The organism is Brevibacterium sp. CT2-23B (genome assembly GCF_013168765.1).
Lineage (GTDB): Bacteria > Actinomycetota > Actinomycetes > Actinomycetales > Brevibacteriaceae > Brevibacterium > Brevibacterium sediminis.
The window spans coordinates 486,126-507,081 of record NZ_JABBYK010000001.1 but is presented as its reverse complement, the minus strand read 5'-3'; the positions used below and the strand labels follow the sequence as shown (position 1 = coordinate 507,081).

The 20,956-nt window shown below is 64.5% G+C and carries 17 protein-coding genes; 2 read left to right on the top strand and 15 right to left on the bottom strand.

The features are described from left to right. Positions 1–25: 25 nt before the first annotated feature. The 10 genes from HIM68_RS02315 to HIM68_RS02270 all read right to left on the bottom strand — a co-directional run bounded on the left by HIM68_RS02315 (position 26) and on the right by HIM68_RS02270 (position 9,332). Positions 26–1,489 carry a hypothetical protein gene (locus tag HIM68_RS02315; protein ID WP_172169274.1) on the bottom strand — a complete coding sequence of 488 codons (1,464 nt, stop codon included), beginning with the start codon at positions 1,487–1,489 and terminating at the stop codon, positions 26–28. After that, positions 1,482–2,087, bottom strand: a complete 606-nt coding sequence (gene nadD / locus HIM68_RS02310) for a nicotinate-nucleotide adenylyltransferase (protein ID WP_139467041.1) — start codon at positions 2,085–2,087, stop codon at positions 1,482–1,484. The genes HIM68_RS02315 and nadD overlap by 8 nt, the downstream gene beginning before the upstream one ends. A gap of 1 nt (position 2,088) precedes the next feature. Then, positions 2,089–2,250, bottom strand: coding sequence for a hypothetical protein (locus HIM68_RS02305; protein WP_167443897.1), 162 nt, complete (start codon positions 2,248–2,250; stop codon positions 2,089–2,091). Between the two features lie 176 nt (positions 2,251–2,426). Next, on the bottom strand, positions 2,427–3,716 hold the full coding sequence (locus tag HIM68_RS02300) for a glutamate-5-semialdehyde dehydrogenase (RefSeq protein WP_139467039.1): 1,290 nt from the start codon (positions 3,714–3,716) through the stop codon (positions 2,427–2,429). A gap of 3 nt (positions 3,717–3,719) precedes the next feature. Then, entirely contained in the window at positions 3,720–4,886 is a 1,167-nt protein-coding gene (proB, locus tag HIM68_RS02295; protein WP_139907962.1) for a glutamate 5-kinase, read from the bottom strand. Next, positions 4,883–6,448, bottom strand: a complete 1,566-nt coding sequence (gene obgE, locus HIM68_RS02290) for a GTPase ObgE (protein ID WP_172169271.1) — start codon at positions 6,446–6,448, stop codon at positions 4,883–4,885. The genes proB and obgE overlap by 4 nt, the downstream gene beginning before the upstream one ends. 100 nt (positions 6,449–6,548) lie before the next feature. Next, on the bottom strand, positions 6,549–6,800 hold the full coding sequence (gene rpmA, locus HIM68_RS02285) for a 50S ribosomal protein L27 (protein WP_025776788.1): 252 nt from the start codon (positions 6,798–6,800) through the stop codon (positions 6,549–6,551). 15 nt (positions 6,801–6,815) lie between these two features. Further along, positions 6,816–7,124 (bottom strand): 50S ribosomal protein L21, encoded by a 309-nt coding sequence (rplU, locus tag HIM68_RS02280; RefSeq protein ID WP_025776790.1) that lies wholly within the window; start codon positions 7,122–7,124, stop codon positions 6,816–6,818. A gap of 248 nt (positions 7,125–7,372) precedes the next feature. Further along, a complete protein-coding gene (locus HIM68_RS02275; protein ID WP_139467033.1) occupies positions 7,373–7,690 on the bottom strand; it encodes a chorismate mutase in 318 nt (105 codons plus the stop codon). A 112-nt stretch (positions 7,691–7,802) separates the two neighbouring features. Further along, positions 7,803–9,332 (bottom strand): sodium:alanine symporter family protein, encoded by a 1,530-nt coding sequence (locus HIM68_RS02270; protein ID WP_172169268.1) that lies wholly within the window; start codon positions 9,330–9,332, stop codon positions 7,803–7,805. A gap of 140 nt (positions 9,333–9,472) precedes the next feature. Between HIM68_RS02270 and HIM68_RS18875 the strand changes: the two genes are divergently transcribed. Then, positions 9,473–10,870 (top strand): SPFH domain-containing protein, encoded by a 1,398-nt coding sequence (locus HIM68_RS18875; protein ID WP_253903690.1) that lies wholly within the window; start codon positions 9,473–9,475, stop codon positions 10,868–10,870. Positions 10,871–10,963: 93 nt separating this feature from the next. Here the strand turns inward: HIM68_RS18875 and HIM68_RS02260 are convergent, their stop codons facing one another. After that, on the bottom strand, positions 10,964–13,984 hold the full coding sequence (locus HIM68_RS02260) for an Rne/Rng family ribonuclease (RefSeq protein WP_253903689.1): 3,021 nt from the start codon (positions 13,982–13,984) through the stop codon (positions 10,964–10,966). A gap of 301 nt (positions 13,985–14,285) precedes the next feature. Here HIM68_RS02260 and HIM68_RS02255 point away from each other — a divergent pair, with 301 nt between their 5' ends. Next, positions 14,286–14,933, top strand: a complete 648-nt coding sequence (locus HIM68_RS02255) for a vitamin K epoxide reductase family protein (RefSeq protein ID WP_172169262.1) — start codon at positions 14,286–14,288, stop codon at positions 14,931–14,933. Positions 14,934–15,067: 134 nt separating this feature from the next. Here HIM68_RS02255 and ndk read toward each other — a convergent pair whose 3' ends face one another. From ndk to ileS, 4 genes are all read right to left on the bottom strand, one after another. Beyond that, positions 15,068–15,487, bottom strand: coding sequence for a nucleoside-diphosphate kinase (gene ndk / locus HIM68_RS02250; RefSeq protein ID WP_039210750.1), 420 nt, complete (start codon positions 15,485–15,487; stop codon positions 15,068–15,070). Positions 15,488–15,569: 82 nt separating this feature from the next. Then, positions 15,570–15,935: a DUF4233 domain-containing protein gene (locus HIM68_RS02245; protein WP_139467025.1), complete on the bottom strand. Its 366-nt coding sequence runs from the start codon at positions 15,933–15,935 to the stop codon at positions 15,570–15,572. After that, positions 15,932–17,425, bottom strand: coding sequence for a folylpolyglutamate synthase/dihydrofolate synthase family protein (locus HIM68_RS02240; protein WP_172169259.1), 1,494 nt, complete (start codon positions 17,423–17,425; stop codon positions 15,932–15,934). Before HIM68_RS02240 ends, HIM68_RS02245 begins: the two co-directional genes overlap by 4 nt. Continuing rightward, positions 17,422–20,685 carry an isoleucine--tRNA ligase gene (gene ileS, locus HIM68_RS02235; RefSeq protein ID WP_172169256.1) on the bottom strand — a complete coding sequence of 1,088 codons (3,264 nt, stop codon included), beginning with the start codon at positions 20,683–20,685 and terminating at the stop codon, positions 17,422–17,424. Before ileS ends, HIM68_RS02240 begins: the two co-directional genes overlap by 4 nt. Between the last annotated feature and the right edge of the window lie 271 nt (positions 20,686–20,956).

Sequence of the window (20,956 nt, the reverse complement as noted above, 5' to 3'; positions counted from 1 at the left end):
CGAGGTGGTGTGTCCCGGGTGCTGCTCAGAGGAACATGACGAGGGCGATGACGATGAGGGCAAGAGCGAAGAATGCGGCCACGCCGAGGACGATATAGGGCATCTTCGAAGGCTCTTCGCCCATGAGGATCTGACCGTCCTGCCCGGTCACCGAGCTGGCACGGATGCGTGAGCCGGGAGGGTTGACGGTCTCTTCGTCTTCGTAGTCGGCGTTCGGCAGCGACCAGGCTTCGGGCACAGCGTCCATCGGCCGGGTCTCCGGATTGGCGGCCAGGGCGCGTGCCGCGTCGTCGGAGCCTGCGTCGCCGCCCGAATCATCGGTCCTGCCGGAGTCTGAGCCGGACTGCGGCTCGTCGGCACGACCGGACAGCGGCGTCTGCGGTCTGCGAGCATCGCTCTTGCGGGGTTCATCGACCTCGGGGATCTGCGCCGAGGCGGCCGTGACGACGCGGACTCCGGATGTCGAAGGCGGCTGCACGATCGGCATCCGTCGCGACCGGGACGAAGGCTCGGGCTCGTCCTCGGCATCAGGCTTCGCAGCCGGCTTGTCTTCTGGGACAGATTCATCCGCGGGGGCTGCTGCAGCGGCAGTACTCGTGGTCGGCTTGTCGGTTGAGGCGTTCTGATCCTCTGGGTCCGGCTCGTCCGGGGTCTCGGCAGGCTTCTCGCCCTCTTCCTCGGTGCCCAGTGCAGGAGCGTCGCCGTCGAGAGCCGAGTACGGCATTGACAGTGCGTCATAGGGTTCGCTCTCCACGGTCGTCGGCCGCGGAGCCGAGGCAGGCGTGACAGGCGCCTCGAAGTCGCGGGCGGCGACCTCGTCGGAGGCTCCCCCGAAACCGGCAGTGTCATAGGATTCGTGCTCAGTCACAGCGGACTTCGCGTCGGATTGCGAATCGGCCGCCGATTCCTTCGCAGCGGATGCCGAAGCCTGAGTTTCGGCGGAGTCTGCTGTCGGCGTCGCAGATTCCGAGCTCGAGTCCGCGGATTCGGAATCCGAGACTTCCGGGATCGGTCCTGTCAGTCGACCTTCGGCAGCGGCCTGGCGTTCGGCCAGTTCCTTCTCGTCGGCCACAACGGGCATCGCGCCGGTGGACAGATCGCCGTACAGCGAAAGTCCGTGTTCGCGCAGGTATCGCTTCTTCTCAGCGCGCGATTGGAAGTGCGGCAACGGGGTTCTTGTCGGGTCGAGACGGTCTTCGGCATGTACCGGCGGCCGGGACTCCTGCGGGTGATCCGATGCCAGGGCGCCGCGCTCATGGCTGGTCCGCGGCGAGGGCTCGGGGTCGATGCGCGAGGCGGTGTCGTCACTGGTCTCGGCGGCGGGTTTCGCACCGGGCTTCTTCGGGGGCAGCGGACTGAGGAGTCCGGCGCGAGAGTTCGGAGCCTCCTTCGGCTGCTCAGGAACCTCTCGTGCTTCGAACGCCTGTTCCGCCGCCAGCCTTTCGGCTTCCCGCCGTGCTCGACGTGACGTGAACTGCTCCTCAGCCATTCTCACTCCTGTACAACTCGTATTTCGCGATGTACTGCACTACGCCGTCCGGTACGAGGTACCAGACGGGTGCACCATCCATCACCCGTTGTCTGCAATCCGTGGACGATATCGCCAGCGCAGGGATCTGCACGAGACTCAGTCGGTCGACCGGCAGTCCCTCACCGCGGAGTTCGTGCCCGGGCCGGCTGACCCCGACGAAATGGGCCAGGGAAAACAGCTCATCCACATTCTTCCACGTCAAGATCTGAGCCAAAGCGTCCGCGCCGGTGATGAAGAACAACTCGGTATCGGGACCGTAGCTGCTGGCAAGGTCGCGCAGCGTGTCGATCGTGTAGGTCGGACCCGGTCTGTCGACGTCGGCTCGGGAGACGGTGAACCGCGGATTCGATGCCGTGGCGATGACGGTCATCAGGTACCGGTGCTCGGCGCTGCTGACCTCTTCGACGTCCTTCTGATACGGCCGTCCCGTGGGGACGAAAACCACCTCGTCGAGGTCGAAGGTCGCCTGGACCTCACTTGCCGCGACGAGGTGGCCGTTGTGGACGGGGTCGAAGGTGCCGCCCATGACACCGACTCTGCGTCTGTGCTCTGCCATATCAGTGGCGGTGCGAGATGCCCTTCCACGACCGAGACACAATGCCCATCGTGATGAAGATCGCCAGGGTGATGAGTCCGTACCAGATCGGATCCATCGGCAGCTCCACGTGGGCTGCGTGCTCCCCACCTTCGGCCGCGGCGGCCATAATGGCTGCGTTCACGTCATTTCTCCTTACTCAGTGATCCGTCGCGCGCAGAGCGCTTCGGGGTCGTTACCTTCTCAGTTTCTCATGAACCATCCGGGAATCCGGCATCGACATGAATTCTTCCCTCTCCGATGTCTCCCCTGGTCGGGCGGTGAGTACCCTGATCGCGGAGTGTCGGAGTCGATTCGGGCTCAGGAACGGACCTGGCCGTTGCCCATCATCACCCATTTCGTGGTCGTCAGCTGTTCGAGTCCCATGGGGCCGCGAGCATGCAGCTTCTGGGTGGAGATGCCCACCTCCGCACCGAAGCCGAGCTCTCCCCCGTCAGTGAATCGCGTGGAGACGTTGACTCCCACCGCCGCAGCATCGATGGCGGTGACGAAGGTGTCCGCGTTGTCGAGGTCCTTCGTCACGATCACCTCGGTGTGGCCGGAGCTGTAGGCACGGATATGGTCGATGGCCTCTTCGATACCGGAGACGAGCTTGATGGCGATCTCCAGTCCCAGGTACTCCTTGGCCCAGTCTCGCCGCGACACCCGTCGGACCTTCATCCCTGCCGGTGCCAGTGCCGAGACGTCCGAGTCTGCGTGGACGATGACCCCGGCGCCGTCGAGGCGTTCCAGGATCTTCGGCAGCACTCGTTTCGCGGCTTTCTCATGCACGAGGAGGGTCTCCAGTGAGTTGCACACGCTGGGTCGATGCGTCTTCGAGTTGAGGACGAGGTCGACGGAGGTCTTCACAGTGGCGGTGGAGTCGATGAACATGTGCACATTGCCCACACCGGTTTCGATGACGGGCACGATCGATTCCTGCACGACCATGTTGATGAGGTCGGCGCCGCCTCGGGGAATGAGCAGATCGACGTAGTCGCGGGCGTGCATGAGCACGTTCGCGCCTTCGCGTCCGTACTGGTCGATGCCGTTGATCGAGTCGGCAGGCAGTCCCGCCGATTCGACGGCGCGGCGGAGGATGGAGATGATCTCAGTGTTCGAGTTCTGTGCAGCCGATCCTCCGCGCAGGACCGAGGCGTTTCCGGATTTGAGTGCGAGGACGGCGATGTCGACGGTGACGTTCGGACGGGCTTCGTAGATCGCTCCGATCACGCCCATCGGCACACGGTTCTGGGTGAGTCGGATGCCGTTGGGCAGGGTGCGTCCGACGACGACGTCGCCGACGGGATCCGCGAGATCGATGACGTCCTCGACGGAGTCCGCGATCGCCGCGATGCGATCGGCGTCGAGGCGCAGACGGTCGAGCAGAGACTCGCTCATTCCGTTCTCGGTGCCGGCGGCGATGTCGGCGTCGTTGGCTTTGGCGATGCGGTCGGTGCTGCTGCGCAGCGCCTCGGCGATGGCGCCGAGAGCGGCATTCTTCTCGGCGGTAGAGGTCGTTGCCAACAGGCTCGAGGCGGATTTGGCGTTGCGGACGATGCGGGTCACTCCGCGCACGGTCTTCGGGTGGATCTCGGCTGCTGCTGTCATGTGCTATCTCCCCCCGCTCACCTGTGTGAGAACGAGATCGTTTCGATGGATGACCTCTTTACGGTAATCATTTCCCAGACGGGTGCCAAGTTCCTCGGTCGTGGAACGGAACATCAGCGGCAGCTCGTCCGAGGAGAAGTTCGACATACCGCGGGCGATGACCTCGTCGTCGAGATTGCGGATCTCGACCGGGTCCCCTGCTTCGAAGTCTCCGCTGCAGGAGGTGACTCCCGCGGCGAGCAGGGACGTCCCCCGGGAGAGCACAGCTGTTTCGGCTCCTCTGTCGATCGTGACCGAGCCGAAGGTCCGGGCGAGATGGCGCAGCCACAGCAGGCGGGTGCCCCGTCGTCTGTGGGTGACAGCGAAGTATGTGCCCACGGTCTCCCCCGCCAGCGCCGAGGCGGCCTGCGGTGCCGAGGTCAGCACCGCCGGGATCCCCGAATCGGCGACCATGATGGCGGCATCGACCTTCGTGGCCATTCCGCCGGTGCCGGTTCCGGCCGTCCCGACACCGCCGATGGCGAGGTCATCGAGGTCGCTGGGTCCGTGCACACGGCTGATCAGGCGGGAGCCGGGCTGATCCGGGGGTCCCGAGTAGAGCGCATCGACATCGGAGAGCAGCACGAGCGCATCGGCGTGAGCCAGGTGAGCGACGAGGGCTGCGAGCCGGTCGTTGTCTCCGAAGCGGATCTCCTCGGTGGCCACGGCGTCGTTCTCGTTGACGATGGGCAGCGTGCCCAGGGCCAGGAGTTTGTCGATGGCGCGCTGCGCGTTCTTGTACTGGGTGCGTCGGATCAGGTCATCGGCGGTGAGCAGCACCTGGCCGGGAACGAGGTCGTAGCGTCCCAGCGCTCGCGTGTATGCGGCCATGAGCAGTCCCTGACCGACCCCGGCCGCCGCCTGCTGGCTGGCGAGGTCTCGAGGGCGCTTCTTCAGCCCCATCGGCTCCAGTCCGGCCGCGATCGCGCCGGAGGAGACGAGGATGACCTCATGACCGGCTGATCGATGCGCCCCGATGACATCGGTGAGCGCGATGAGTTTGGCTTCGTCGAGTCCGCCGTCGATCGTCGTCAGCGAGGACGATCCGACCTTGACGACGATGCGACGGGCTCGGGCGATGTCGTCACGGAACGATCCTGCGGAAGAGTCCGCCTGAGCTGCGGCGCTCACTCCTCGCCGGCTCCCTCACCAGACTCTGTCGCAGGTGCACCGAGGCGGCTCTCGCGGTGTGCTCGTTCGGCCAACCGTTCTTGTTCGAACTCGGCCCGGGTGGCGGCCTTCGCGTCCATCTTCTCGTGATAAGCGGCCTTGCGTTCCTTGCGTGTGGAGCGCGTTTCCTCGTCGAGTCGGGCGTCCGATCCGCGGGAGCCGAGCAGTTCGGCTCCGCCGACGGTTGTGGGATCCCAGTCGAAGACGACGCCGTCGTCTCCGCCGACGACGATGCTGTCGCCGGGTTTCGCTCCGGCCTTGAAAAGAGCCTCTTCGACGCCGAGGTGCTCGAGGCGGTCGGCGAGGTAGCCGACGGCTTCGTCGTTTCCGAAGTCCGTCTGCTGCACCCACCGACGAGGCTTGTCGCCGAGGACGCGGAACAGCGGGCCATCGGAGGTGCGTTCGGAACGGACTTCGAATCCGCGATCGTCGACGGCCTTCGGACGGATGACCACGCGCTGCGGTGTCGCTTCGATCTCGGCGCGACGTTCCCGTTCGGCGAGCACGAGCTCGGCCATGGCGAACGAGAGTTCCCGCAGACCGGCATGGCTGACTGCCGAGATCTCGAAGACCCGGTATCCGGCGGCCTCGAGATCGGGCCGGACGATATCGGCAAGGTCGCGACCGTCGGGGATGTCGATCTTGTTCAGCGCCACGAGCTTCGGGCGCTGCGAGAGCGGCAGGAGTCCGCTCCCGTCGTCGAGGTCGACGGCATAGGCGGCGAGTTCGGATTCGATGATCGTGAGGTCGGAGACGGGATCACGTCCGGGCTCCCACGTGGCCATGTCGATGACATGGACGAGGCCGGCACAGCGTTCGACGTGGCGGAGGAACTCGAGGCCGAGTCCCTTGCCCTCAGATGCGCCGGGGATGAGTCCGGGAACGTCGGCGACGGTGTAGCGCGTGTCGCCGGCCTGAACGACCCCGAGGTTGGGCACGAGTGTCGTGAATGGGTAGTCGGCGATCTTCGGCTTGGCGGCCGACAGCGCAGCGATGAGGCTCGACTTGCCCGCCGATGGGTATCCCACGAGGGCGATATCGGCGATCGTCTTGAGTTCGAGCACGAGGCTGAGGGTCTGCCCGGGCTCTCCGAGGAGCGCGAAGCCGGGGGCCTTGCGCTTCGTCGAAGCCAGCGCGGCATTGCCGAGACCGCCGCGGCCACCGGCGGCTGCTGTGAATTCGGTTCCTTCTTCGACGAGGTCGGCGATGACGTCACCGTTGGTGTTCTTCACCACGGTGCCCTCGGGGACGTCGACGATGAGGTCTCTGCCGTCGGCGCCGTGGCGCAGATCGCCCTTGCCGATCCCGCCGTCGTCGGCACGCACGTGCGGACGGTGGTGCAGGGGAAGCAGGGTGGTGGTCTGACGGTCGACGCGGAAGATGATGTTGCCGCCGTTGCCGCCGTCGGCGCCGTCGGGCCCGCCGAGCGGTTTGAATTTCTCGCGCCTGATCGAGGCACACCCGTTCCCACCTGCGCCTGCGGCGAGGTGAACGGTGACACGGTCTACGAACTCGGTGGCCATAATGTCCTTATATCAGATGAAGGGTGAGTCGTTCGACTCACCCTTCATGCTCCCTTTTCAGGGAGAGATCATATTGACGACGGAACGGATCCGGGAAGGATCAGGCTCCGACGATGTTGACGATCTTGCGACCGTTGCGGGTTCCGAATTCCACGGCACCGGCGGTCAGAGCGAAGAGGGTATCGTCTCCTCCACGGCCGACATTGGCTCCGGGGTGGAACTTGGTTCCGCGCTGGCGGACGATGATCTCGCCGGCCTTGACGGCCTGGCCGCCGAAGCGCTTCACGCCGAGGTACTGTGGGTTCGAGTCGCGACCGTTGCGGGTCGAGCTGACTCCCTTTTTGCTTGCCATGTGAGAAGTCTCCTCTTACTTGATGTTCGTGATCTTCAGACGGGTGAGGTCCTGGCGGTGGCCCTGACGCTTCTTGTACCCGGTCTTGTTCTTGTACTTCTGGATCACAATCTTGGGACCGCGGAGTTCACCGGCGACCTCAGCGCTGACCGAGACCTTCGCCAGTGCGTCGGGATCGGTCGTGACCGTCTCACCGTCGACAAGAAGTACGGCATCGAGTTCGACGCTGTCTCCAGCCTTCGCCTTCATTCGGTTGACTGTGATGATATCGCCGACGCTCACCTTTTCCTGGTGGCCTCCGGCGCGGACGATGGCATAGACCATGGTCGAACCCTCTTTCTGTTGAAAACAAACGAACGGCGGTTGTCCCTTGGCTGCCGCAGAACGAGTCCCGCAGACATCCCATTGAGAGGAATCACCAGCCGTGGTGCGTCACGCGCACCGACGATCAATTCTAGTCGAGAGTGCACAGCAACGGCAAACCCGCCGCTCATGCTCGAGGGGAAGACCTGCCCATTGTGAGCCATCTCTCGTTCACTCCCGGAGGCAGGCGGCTCCCCGGGCACGTCGACTCAGCTTTCGCGCGTCTCCGCGATGCGCTCGTGCCGGCGGATGACCTCGGCGACGATGAACGCCAGGAACTTCTCTGCGAACTCCGGATCGAGATGGGACTCCTCGGCGAGTTCCCGCAGTCGGGCGACCTGCCTGGCTTCCCGCGACTCGTCGGCCGGGGGCAGACCGTGGTCGGCCTTGAGTTCACCGACGCGTTCGGTGAGTTTGAAGCGCTCGGCGAGCAGGTGAACGAGGGAGGCATCGATGTTGTCGATGCTGCCTCGCAGCTCCTGCAGCCGTTCGACTGCGCGTGTTCTGTCGTCTCTGTTCTCATCCACGCTCCCAGTCTATCGATGCCCGGACATGCCCGTGCGCCGCATCCGTTTGGGCGCGGCGCACAGGCATCCTTGATCGAGCTGGTGCTCCTCCGATGTCGACGGAGGTCGGGATTCAGGCGGGCTGGTCGACAGGGACGGCGTCGGCGGTGTCCGGGTCGTTGAGCGTTCCGGCTTTCCGGTCGGCGAGGTATTTCCTCATCTCCTTCTTGACCACCGGCATGAGCATGTAGAGGCCGAGGATATTGATGAACGCGCACATGAACAGGGCCGCATCGGCGAATTCGACGACCTTGGAGAAGCTGGCGATGCAGCCGACGACGACGAAGAGGCAGACGAGCGTGCGGAAGATCATGATCGTGGCTTTCGAGCGGCCGAACAGATAGCTCCACGCCCGCTCCCCGTAGTACGCCCATGTGATGAGGGTCGAGAAGGCGAACAGTGCGACGGCGATGGCCAGCAGGATCGGGTACCACGAAGCGACGGTGGAGAATGCATCCGAGGCGAGAGCAACTCCGCCGATCTCGCCCTCACCGAGGTCATTTCGGTACGAAGCCTGGTTGGCCACGATGATGGTCAGCGCGGTCATGGTGCAGATGATCACCGTATCGATGAAAGGCTCGAGCAGTGCGACGAATCCTTCGGAGATGGGGCGACGGGTCTTGACAGCGGAGTGGGCGATGGCCGCCGAACCGATGCCGGCTTCGTTCGAGAAGGCCGAACGCTGGAAGCCGATGATCATGACTCCGACGATGCCGCCGGCCACTCCCTGAGGGTTGAACGCTCCAGCGAAGATCTCGCCGATGGCGTTCGGGATGTTCGCGTAGTTGAGACCGAGCACGAGGAGGCATGACACGACGTAGAAGATGGCCATTCCAGGGACGAGCTTGTCGGTCACCTTTGCGATCGAGCGGATGCCGCCGAGGATCACCAGTGCCACGAGCCCCGCAAAGATGAGTCCGAACACGAGTGAGGCAAAGGGGCCGGCCAGGAAGCCGTCATCGCCGCCGGTGGCGGTGCGGACCTGGGCGAAGGTCTGATTGGCCTGGAACATGCCGCCGCCGACGACACCGAAGATGAGGATGGCGACGGCGAAGAGTCCGGTCAGAGCGGTCGCCACGGGCTTCGAGAAGCGTCGGAACGCAACGGGGAGGTATTTGAACGGACCGCCGTGGACGACGCCGTTCTCGTCGATCTCACGGTACTTCACCCCGAGGGTGCATTCGACGAACTTCGTGCACATGCCGAGGAGGCCGGCGACGATCATCCAGAAGGTCGCTCCGGGGCCGCCGAGGGCGATGGCTACGCCGACACCGGCGATGTTGCCGAGGCCCACGGTGCCCGACAGGGCAGAGGCAAGGGCTTGGAAATGGGTGACCTCACCCGGGTCGGACTTCGACGAGAATTTTCCGCGGATGATCTCGAGAGACAGCTTCGCCCCTCGAGCCTGGATGAAGCCGAAGTAGACGGTGAAGACCGCTGCGGCGAAGATCAGCCACAGGACGACGAAGGGGAATGAGAAGTCTCCGAAGGTGAGCGGAAAGAAGATGATGCTGCCGAACCATGTGGCGATCGGGTCGAACCAAGAGTTGATGGCATCGTCGACCGGTGAGACCGGCGCTGCTGAGATATGAAGATTGTCCATAGTGCGACAACCTACTGAGACTTGCGTCACATTCAAGCGTTCCATGTTGTGGGATCGTTTCAGTTATCGAACCGTTACCAAATGGGGCGTTCGCGGGACTTTTGAGATCCGCGTCTCATTACCTGACTTAGACTGGGGGCATGACTCAGAATCCTCAGCAGCCCGGTCAGCGACCGAATCGATCCTCGGGCCCGAACCCCGATCGCGGCCCCGTCCCCAGCGGTGATCAGAGCACACATATCCAGGCCGGACACAGTCAGCCCGCGGCCTATCCCGGGGCTGAAGCAGTGACGAATCCCAATGGCCACTATGGTTCGCAGGGTGCTCAGTCCGGGTCGATCGGCGGTTCGGGCACGACGCCACCGTATGGCCCGCCCGCCGGCGCCCAAGCGAACACCGGTGCGCCGCCGCACCACCGTGAAGGCACACCGCTGCCACCGGCACCGCAGAGTCGTCGCACGGACGGACAGCCTGCCGGTTCAGGTCCGGTCCCGTCCACCGGGTCCGGACCTGTCTCGTCGCAGGCACCGCCCCCTGGGAACCGACGGTCCGCTGCGCAGACGCCGAATTCCCACCGCGGCCCATCCGCCTCGGGGCAGGGGAATTCTGCCCCCAAGCGCATCGTCTCCCCCGATGGCGAACGTGTCCGAGAGAAGCCGGCGGGCGGGGTCTCAGGCTACTTCGCGATCGTCGGCGCCATCGTTCTGCTGCTCCTCGCCGTGCTCCTGGGCATCGTCGGGTTCGTCATGACCTTCGCCCAGGTCGCGGTCGGTGTCGTCCTCTTCATCGTGGCCGTCCTCAGCTTCATCGCTTCGATGTTCCTGTTCAAGGGCTGCACCTCGGTGGCGCCCGGACATGCCGTCGTCCTCCAGCTCTACGGCAAGTACGTCGGAACGGTCAGGCAGTCGGGTCTGCGATTCGTCAATCCCTTCTACACGAAGGATCAGATCTCTACGCGCATCCGCAACCATGAGACCTCGACGCTGAAGGTCAATGATCTCGACGGCAATCCGATCGAGATCGGCGCCGTGGTGGTCTGGCAGGTCCGCGATACCGCACAGGCGATGTTCGAGGTCGATGATTTCGAAGAGTTCGTCGCCATCCAGGCGGAGACTGCGGTTCGTCACATCGCCAACTCCTATGCCTACGATTCGTCGGATCCCGGCCGTATGTCGCTGCGTGACAACGCCGACGAGATCACCTCGCGGCTCTCCGATGAGGTCGCTGCCCGGGTCATGGCTGCGGGAGTCACGATCATCGAGTCGCGCATCACCCAACTGGCGTACGCCCCGGAGATCGCCCGTGCCATGCTCCAGCGGCAACAGGCCACGGCCGTCGTCGCCGCCCGCCAGCTGATCGTCGAAGGAGCTGTGGGCATGGTCGAGACGGCGATCGAGGAGATCGAAGGGCGCCAGATCGTCAGGCTCGGTCAGACCGAACGCAGCGACCTCGTATCGAACCTGATGATCGTCCTCTGCGGTGACCAGGCCGCACAGCCGACGATCAGCACCACCCGCAATCAGCAGTCGGCAGGCTGACCTCCCGGAGCTGGGTGTACCGCACACCGCAGCGCCCCGTCGACGTCATCCGTCGGCGGGGCGCTGCCGTGTGTCTCAGCTCAGGAGAGGTGTTCAGTCCTCACCGATGATGACGAACGAGGCAGGCAGCTGCTCCTGCTTGGGGGCAGGGGCCCTCTTCGCCGGTTCGCGCTTCTTCGCCGGAGTGCTCTTGACCGGTTCAGCGGCGGCGACCTTCGTCTCGCTGTCCGCGCCGATCATCAACGGCAGATCCTTCGGCTCTTCGGCGACTGGCTTCTGCTCGGCCGCCGGCTTCTGTTCAGCGGACTGTGTCTGCTCGTTCGCAGGCGTCGCTTCCGCCGGTGTGTGCTCAGCGCCGTTCGACTTCTCGTTGCCACTGGACTTCTCGTCGGGCGTCGCGGCCTGCGAGTCGTCGCTCCGGTTCGAGCGCGAACGTCGCCGGCCGTTCCGTGAACGCGATCGGGACTTGCCGTTCTCGCCGTTGTTCGCCGAATCATCGGACTGAGTCTGAGCGTCGGACGTCGATTCGGGCGAATCGGCGTCATCCTTCTTCAGGGTGGCCTTCGCGATCGCGGCGACGGCTGACCGAGAAGCGTCCGATGACACTGTCTCATCTGTCGATTCGGCCTCATTGTGCTTGGACTTCGAGCCTGAGTCTCCCCGGCGCTTGCGGTCACGGCGGTTGTCGTGGTTCGCCGAGCGGCCGCCGCGGTGCGCCTTCGATCCGTCTTCTTCCGAACCCGGCAGCAGCAGGCCGCGGCCGGTGAGGTCTTCACCGGCGCTGACCAGGGATTCGGCGAGTCCGGTGCCGATGCGCTTGCGCGTCATCTGCACGAGTCCCAGCGATGTCACTTCGGCCACCTGATGCTTCGTCCGGTCGCGACCGAGGCACTCGACGAGGCGGCGCACCACAAGGTCGCGGTTGGACTCGAGCACCATGTCGATGAAGTCGACGACGATGATTCCGCCGATGTCGCGCAGGCGGATCTGCCGAATGACCTCCTCGGCGGCTTCGAGGTTGTTGCGGGTCACCGTCTCCTCGAGGTTGCCCCCGGAGCCGGTGAACTTGCCGGTGTTGACGTCGACGACCGTCATCGCTTCGGTGCGGTCGATGACGAGTGAACCTCCCGAGGGCAGGTTGACCGTGCGCTGCAGCGCCTTCTGGACCTGCTCTTCGATCCGGTAGTGGTCGAAGATGTCCTCGTCCTCGTTGTAGCTGTGGACACGATCGAGCAGGTCCGGTGCGACGGATTCGACATACTCGTGGATGGTGTTCCATGCGCCGTCGCCGTCGATGACGAGCGAGCTGAAGTCCTCGTTGAAGACATCACGGATTATGCGCACGATCATGTCCGGCTCGCTGTAGAGCAGCTGTGGGGCCAGCACCTTCGTCGACTTCGACTTCTTCTCGATCGTCTCCCACCGTTTGGCGAGACGTTCGACATCACGCGAGAGATCGGAGTCGGTGGCGCCCTCGGCAGCGGTGCGCACGATGACGCCGTTCGAATCGCCGACGAGCTGTTTGAGCAGCTTCTTCAGCCGTGCGCGTTCGTTGTCGGGCAGCTTCCTCGAGATTCCGGTCATCGAATTGCCCGGAACGTAGACGAGGAACCGCCCGGGCAAGGAGATCTGGCTGGTCAGACGGGCGCCCTTGTGTCCGATCGGATCCTTCGTCACCTGCACGAGCACGGCATCGCCGGGACTCAGCGCGGTTTCGATGCGGCGCGCCTTGCCGTCCATGCCGAGGGCGTCCCAGTTGACTTCACCGGCGTAGAGCACGGCGTTCCGGCCCTTGCCGATGTCGATGAATGCCGCCTCCATGCTCGGCAGCACGTTCTGAACCTTGCCCAGGTAGACGTTGCCGATGAGCGAGGACTGCTGACGGTTCTCCTTGAGGTAGTGCTCGACAGCGATCCCGTCTTCGACGACGACGAGTTGAGTCTGGTCGCCGCTCTCCCGCACCAGCATGGTCCGCTCGACGGACTCACGTCGAGCGAGGAATTCGGCTTCGGTGATGATGGGTCGGCGACGTCCGGCTTCGCGGCCCTCCTTACGACGCTGGCGCTTGGCCTCGAGGCGGGTCGAACCCTTGAGCGAGGTGACTTCGTCGCGGTCGGTGCTGCGGGTGCGAGACCGGCGACGGCGGCGTCGGCGCGAACCGCCGTCGGAGTCGTCATCACCATCGTCCGAATCCGAATCGTCGGAGTCCCTGTGGTCGGACTCCTTGTGATCGGAGTCTTGATGATCCGACTTCGAATGAGAGTCCTCGGCGTCCGCATCGGAGCGTTTCGAACCGCGATTGCTCGACCGAGATCCCCGCTTCGACGACTTCGCGTCCTGCTTGCCGGCAGAGTCCGAGGAGTCGTCCTCGGGGTCCTTCGAGTCGTCGTCGGAGTCCGAGGAATCGTCGTGGGAGTCATCGCGACCCCGCGATCGGCGCCCGCGGCCGCCTCGCCGCCGACGCGGACCGCTGGAGGAATCGTCCTCACCGCGGTCGTTCTGGCGGTTCTCCTGTGAGGACGACGTGTCGCCATCGGAGTCGTGGGAATCATCCCAGTCGTCGGAGTCATCGTCGTCGATCGTGATGACCTCGGCGTGTTCGGCCTTCGGCACCTGGAAGATCAGGCCGCCGTCATAGGGCACAGCTGGAGTGGTGCGGGGTTCGGGTGCGGCAGTCGGAGCGGCCGGAGCCGCGAAGGGATTGCGCGGGTCGAAGCTCGGCGATGCCTGCGACGCAGCATCCGACTCATCGTCCTCGTCGTCGCCATCGGCATTGTCAGAGTCGTCGTGATCATCGTCATCGTCGCCCGAGTCTCCGCGGACGAATTCCTCGAAGACGAGTCCCCGATTGGCCACGGCATCGCGAGCGGACTTCTGCCCGCCTCGGCGAGGGGTCGGTTCTTCGTCCTCTTCGTCGTCGCTGTCATCGGCATCGCCGATACGCAGCGACTCGGCCGCCTCGGCGATGTCATCGAGGCGCGCACGCACGCTGTCGTCGACATCCTCGTGTTCGGCGTTCTTGGCACCCGCCGACTGCTGCAGATTCGCGAGGTCCGCGAGAATGCCTTCGGTCGGATCTGTCGCCTCTGTGCCGTCGTTCGACGTATCGTTCATCGTATCTCCCAGTCCGAAGACGCCGTCCACACCGTACGGATCTTCGGATCCTTGCATGGTCCGCAATGGACCGAAACCTGTGGATGGCACATCCGGCTCGCGCTCAGCGCGTAGGCCTTCCGTGCTGCCTCATCTTGTTGTCGACCTGCGAGGTCATACCCTCGACTCGGTGGAGGCACTTCTCCTGCTCGGTGTGAGAACAGGTATCCGTCCGACCATTATGTCACAGAAGTGCCTCTGCGCTGAGGCTTCGACGGGGACGGGGTTTGCCGCACGGGACATGGCCAGGCATTCTTGAGGAGTGAACACCACACTGACTCAATCCGATGATCTCGAGTCCGCCGACACCACCTCGTCGTGGGTGCTGAGATCGGTGCCGTTCGGGATCTTCCTCATCATCGCCTCTGCCATCGGCTTCCTCGCCTCGTTCTCCCTGTCGGCGGAGAAGTACGAGAAGCTGGCGAACCCGGACGTCGTGCTCTCGTGCGACCTCAACCCGTTCTTCTCGTGCGGTTCGGTCATGGAACATGCCGAAGCCGAGCTCCTGGGCTTTCCCAATCAGCTCATGGGCGTGGCAGCCTTCATCATTCCGCTGCTGCTCGGTGTGCTCATCCTGTCCGGCACCCGGCTGCCCAGCTGGGTGATGGTGGGACTGAATATCGGACTGGGCTGCGGCGTGGCGCTGGTGATGTTCCTGTTCTACGTCTCGATCTACAAGATCGGAGTCGGCTGCCCGTGGTGCATCATCGTGTGGACCGTGACGATTCCGATGTTCATGGCCGTCACCGCCCGCAATCTGCTCACCGGAGCCTTCGGTCGGCGCGCCGCCGACAATGCCGTGCTGAGGGTCCTGGCGAAGGAGAACATCGCCCTGTCGGTGCTGTGGATGCTCATCATCTTCGCCTGCATCGTCGTACAGTTCTGGGCATTCTTCTCCAACCTGTTCTGAGGCTCCGCAGCCAGTTCTGGACGTCTGGCTTTGTCCGCAGATGCAGTGAGGGTGCCCCACCAAACGGTGGGGCACCCTCACTTATTCGACCGGCTCGGCTCAGACGTCGGCCGCGTGCGGTCTTCTGCCTGTCATCAGCCTTCGGCCGGGTACCAGATTCCGATCTCGCGTTCGGCCGATTCGGTGGAATCGGATCCGTGGACGAGGTTCTTCTGCACCTTCTCACCCCAGTCGCGACCGAGATCGCCGCGGATCGTGCCGGGGGCTGCTGCCGTCGGGTCGGTGGCGCCGGCCAGGGACCGGAAGCCGGGGATGACGCCCTGTCCGGAGGCGATGATCGAGACGATCGGCCCTTCGGACATGAAGTCGACCAGCGGCTGGTAGAAGGGTTTGCCTTCGTGCTCGGCGTAATGGGCTGCCAGTTCGGCGGCGGTGGCCGAACGGAGATCCAAGGCGTCGATCGCATAGCCCTTGGCTTCGATTCGGGCCACGATCTGTCCGACGAGTCCGCGAGCGACTCCGTCGGGCTTGATGAGGATGAGCGTACGTTCCATTCCGGTCCTTCCAATGTCGTGTGGACGTCGGTCCACAGTCTACCCGGGCACCGAGGCGCTCCCGCCTCGGCGTTCTCACAGTTCAGCCGCGCGCGGCGACCTCACGATCGATGCGAGCCGACCAGTACACGGCCACGGCCCACAGAGCGATGAACAGCGCTGCGACGAAGAACATCGAGGTGAGAACGAAGCCGGAGGCCAGCAGCAGCCCCTGCACGACCCAGCCGATGATGACACCGGGACGCTTCTCACCGATCCGCCGCGGCAGCAGGATGACGGCGATGATGGCCAGCACTGCAATGACCGAGGCGCCGATGAGCAGCTGCGCCAGGGTCAGGGTCTGCGCTGACTTCACCGACAGGCCGAAGGTCGTGAGCACGGCGAAGTAGACGACGACGAGCTCGCAGATGAGGATCGATCCGCAGAGCACGGGGTACTTCGATTTCATCCCTCCTCCCCACGTCCGAGCAGCAGGCGCGCTTCGGCCACTGTGTAGATGGAGCCGGTGACGACGATTCCCGGACTCTTCGCATCGACGCTGTTGGCCAGGTCGATGGCTTTCATCAGAGCGGCATTGAGATCGGAGGCGACGATGACGGAATCCTCGTCGACCCATTCCCGCGCCGCCTCGGCGAGGTCGCCTGCCGGCAGCGCACGGGAGTTGAGATTCTCGCTGACGACGAACACATCTGCGCTGCGATGAAGCTCTTCGATGACACCGTCGCTGTCCTTGTCCGCCAGCATCGCCAGCACGATGACGACATAGTCGAAGTCGAACGCCTCGTCGAGGGTCTCGGCCAGCACATGCGCGGCATCCGGGTTATGGGCGCCGTCGACGACGACGCTCGGTCCCGTGCGCAGGAGTTCCGCGCGGCCCGGTGACGTCACGCGGGCCAGCCCCTCGGCCACCGTCTCCTGATTGAGCGGCTTGTCTTCGGCTCCCAGGAAGGCCTCGGCTGCGACGATCGCGACCGCGGCATTGTGGGCCTGGTGAATTCCGTGCAGCGGCAGGAACAGGTCGGAATAGACGTCTCTGCGGCCCTGGACCGTGATGAGCTGACCGTCGACGGCCCGCTGCCGGTCGAGGAGACGGAAGTCCCGCTCCTCAGCGGCCAGCGGAACCTCACGGCGGGCAGCTTCCTCGTCGAGGACCGCCTGGGCGGCCTCGTCCTGGACAGCAGACACGGCAACAGGTTCGGGAGCCGGGCTGTCCTCGACGCTGCGATCGAGGATCCCAGCCTTGGTGGCGGCGATCTCCTCGATGGTGTCGCCGAGGAACGCCTGATGATCGAGACCGATCTTCGTGAACACGCACACCTGGGCATCGGCGACGTTCGTCGAATCCCATTGTCCGCCCATGCCGACCTCGGTGACGACCACATCGACCGGAGCATCGGCGAACACGGCGAAGGCCAGAACGGTCAGCGCCTCGAAGTAGGTGAGCTTCGCGCGTCCTTCGGATTCGAGCTGGGCATCGACGATCTCGAGGTACGGGGCGATCTCGTCATAGATGCGCACGAAGGTGTGAGCGGACACGGGGGCGCCGTCCACGGAGATCCGTTCGGTCACCGAATGCAGGTGCGGACTGGTGAACCGGCCGACCCGGAGCTCATGAGCGGTGATGAGCGAATCGATCATCCGTGCCGTCGACGTCTTCCCATTCGTGCCCGTGATCGTGATCGTCGGGGCCGCAGTGTGGATATCGCCGAGGATCTCACACGCCCGCCGAGTCGCGTCGAGGCGCAGCTCGACCTGCGTCTCCCCCGCCCGCGCCAGCAGCAGGGCATAGACCCGGGCGAGCTCGGCCCGAGTGGCCTCATCGACGACCGGTTCGGGCGGAGCCTCCGAAGCTTCTTCGTCCACGCTCTGCGGTTCCACGTCGGAGGTGGGGTCCTCGTCCGGGAGGGGCCCGTCGATCGGGGTGTTGTCCTCGGTCATGCCCGCTTCACCGCCAGACGGGTGCCGCCGGGGAGCTCTTCGGGGCTGAAGACCTCGGCATCGGCGTCGACCGGGCCGAAGTCCAGAGTGGTCGTCAGGGTCTCACCGGCGATGAGGTCGACGTGAGGCTCGAGCGCGGCGACCACCTCGGTGCCGGCTTCGATGGTGACGGCGATCCGGTCGGAGATATCGAGATCGAGCTGCTTGCGGATGCCCTGGATGGCGCGCACGGCATCTCGTGCCATGCCTTCGGCCTCGAGCTCGGGTGTGACCCGCGTGTCGAGGGCGAGGAAGCCGGAGTCGAGTGCCGCGAGCTCCATGCCCTCGGTACCGGATTCGGCCACGGATTCGAGGGTGTACTCGCCGTCGACGAGTTCGATTCCACCGCTGACGACGGTGCCGTCGGTGACGGACCAGTCGCCGGACTTCGAAGCCTTGATGACCTGCTGGACCTGTTTGCCCAGACGGGGTCCGGCGGCACGGGCGTTGACGACGAGATTCTGCGACAGGGAGAATCCGGCGGCCTCCGCCTCGGCGACGTCGAGGACCTCGACGGTACGCACATTGAGCTCATCGGCGATGATCTCGGTGAAGTCGGAGCTCAGGTCCGTGTCGGTGGCGACGGTCAGCTGCGACAGCGGCAGGCGCACCCGCAGCTGGTTGGCCTTGCGCACCGAGGAGGCCGTTGAGCAGATATCGCGGGTGAGGTCCATCGCCGCGACGAGGTCGGCGTCGGCAGGGAATGCCTCGGCATCCGGGTAGTCGGCCAGGTGCACCGACCGCTGCCCGGTCAGTCCGCGATAGATCTCTTCGACCGTGAACGGCAGCAGGGGTGCGGCCACACGGCAGAATGCCTCCAGGCAGGTATAGAACACGTCGAAGGACTCATGCGTGTCGGTGCCGCCGTCCCAGAACCGGCGACGCGAACGACGCACATACCAGTTCGTGAGCATGTCGAGGTAGTTGCGCACGAGTTCGCATGCCGTCCAGATATCGAGGCCCTCCATCACCTCGGCGAACTCGGTGATGAGGTCGTGCGTCTTGGCCAGGAGGTACCGGTCGAGGACCTGGGACGAGTCGTAGCGGGACTGTGCCTGGTAGCCGGTCTTCTCCCCCGCCGGGCCGTCGGCCGCGTTGGAGTAGGTGGCGAAGAACTGCCATGTGTTCCACAGCGGGAGCACGACCTGGCGGACACCGTCGCGGATGCCCTGTTCGGTGACAACGAGGTTGCCGCCGCGCAGGATGGACGAAGCCATGAGGAACCAGCGCATGGCATCCGAGCCGTCGCGGTTGAAGACCTCGTTGACATCGGGGTAGTTGCGCAGGGACTTCGACATCTTCTGCCCGTCGGAACCGAGCACGATGCCGTGGGAGATGCAGTTCGTGAATGCGGGTCGGTCGAAGATCGCTGTGGCCAGAACGTGCAGCAGGTAGAACCAGCCGCGTGTCTGTCCCACGTATTCGACGATGAAGTCGGCCGGGAAGTGGTTGTCGAACCAATCGGAGTTCTCGAACGGATAGTGCACCTGGGCGTAGCTCATCGAGCCGGAGTCGAACCAGACGTCGAAGATCTCCGGGATGCGCTGCATCACCGACTGACCCGTCGGGTCGTCCGGGTTCGGACGGGTGAGGTCATCGACCCACGGGCGGTGGAGGTCGACGTCTCCGGAGTCGTTGCGCGGCAGACGTCCGAAGTCGGCTTCGATCTCGGCCAGGGAACCGTAGACGTCCGTGCGCGGGTAGGCCGGGTCGGAGGAGATCCACACGGGGATCGGCGAGCCCCAGAAGCGGTTGCGCGAGATCGACCAGTCGCGGGCGTTCTCGAGCCATTTGCCGAACTGTCCGTGCTTGACGTTGTCGGGCACCCAGTTGATCTGCTCGTTGAGTTCGACCATGCGGTCCTTGAACTCGGTGACGCGGACGAACCAGGAGGACACCGCACGGTAGATCAGCGGATTCCGGCAGCGCCAGCAGTGCGGGTAGGAGTGCTCGTAGGATTCGTGGCGGACCAGCAGAGCACCCCGCGATTCCATCGGACCCGTGTGGTTGCGCAGGTCTTTGATTATCGCCTTGTTGGCGTCGAAGACCTGCTGGCCGGCGTAGTCGGGAACGGTCGTATCGAAGCGACCGGCGTCGTCGACGGGACGGGCGGCGGTGATTCCGTAGGAGTCGGTGAGTTCCTTGTCCTCTTCACCGAAGGCGGGTGACTGGTGGACGATTCCGGTGCCGTCTTCGACGGTGACGAAGTCCGCGGCCAGGATCGTGTGCATGTTCTCGCCGAACTCCTCCTGACGGCCTTCGAAGTACGGGAACGGAGGTTCGTAGGAGGCGCCGACGAGTTCGCTGCCGGGGAAGGTGCGCACAACCTGCGGTTCGGCACCGAGTTCACGAGCATAGGCTCCCAGGCGCGCCTCGGCGAGGATGAGGGTCTTGCCCTGAAGCTCTTCGGCTCCGTCTTCACCGGGGATCACTGCGACGAGCGGGATCTCCGGGTTGACGGCCACGGCCTGGTTCGACGGAACCGTCCACGGGGTCGTCGTCCAGATGAGGACCCACTCGTCGGAGTCCTTGAGTCTGTATCCGAGGGTCACGGCCGGATCCTGACGCATCTTGTACACGTCGTCGTCCATGCGCAGCTCATGGTTCGACAGCGGTGTCTCGTCCTTCCAGCAGTACGGAAGCACGCGGTAGCCCTCGTAGACGAGGCCTTTGTCCCAGAGCTGCTTGAACGCCCAGATGACGCTTTCCATGTATTCGACGTTGAGAGTCTTGTAGTCGTTGTCGAAGTCGACCCACCGGCCCTGACGGGTCACATATTCTTCCCATTCCTGGGTGTAGCGCAGCACCGAGGAGCGGCAGGCGTCGTTGAATGCGGCCAGTCCCATGCGACCGATCTCGGATTTGTCGGTGATGCCCAACTGGCGTTCGGCTTCGAGTTCGGCCGGCAGGCCGTGGGTGTCCCAGCCGAAGCGGCGGTCGACCTTCTTGCCGCGCATCGTCTGGAAGCGCGGGACGACGTCCTTGACGTAGCCGGTGAGCAGGTGACCGTAGTGGGGCAGGCCGTTGGCGAAGGGAGGTCCGTCGTAGAAGACGAATTCGTTCTCGCCGTTCTCGCCGGCATCGCGCTGGGCGATCGACGCCTTGAAGGTGTCGTCCTCCTGCCAGTAGCGCAGCACAGCGTCTTCGATGGCAGGGAAGTTCGGGGACGACGAGAGTCCGAAGGTCGAGGTCGAAACCTTGGGATAGAGAGGCTGAGTCATGAGCGTCCTTCTGGGTCACTGCGGTCACTGTCACGAGGACGACAGTCTGCCGCGGTACCACCTCGCTTATCCGCAGTCCGACCGGTTCAGATCGGTCAGCGGATCGCTCATTCACTCAGACGATGACGGGTCCACCCGTCCGGGTCTACTGAGAACGCGGCGTTTCGAACGCTGGTTCCGTTCTTCCGGATGCTCCCCGGTGATAGCCGGATCGACACAAGACAATCGTATACCGTCGACTCCGCCCGAGACCACTCGGCGGCGCGGGGAT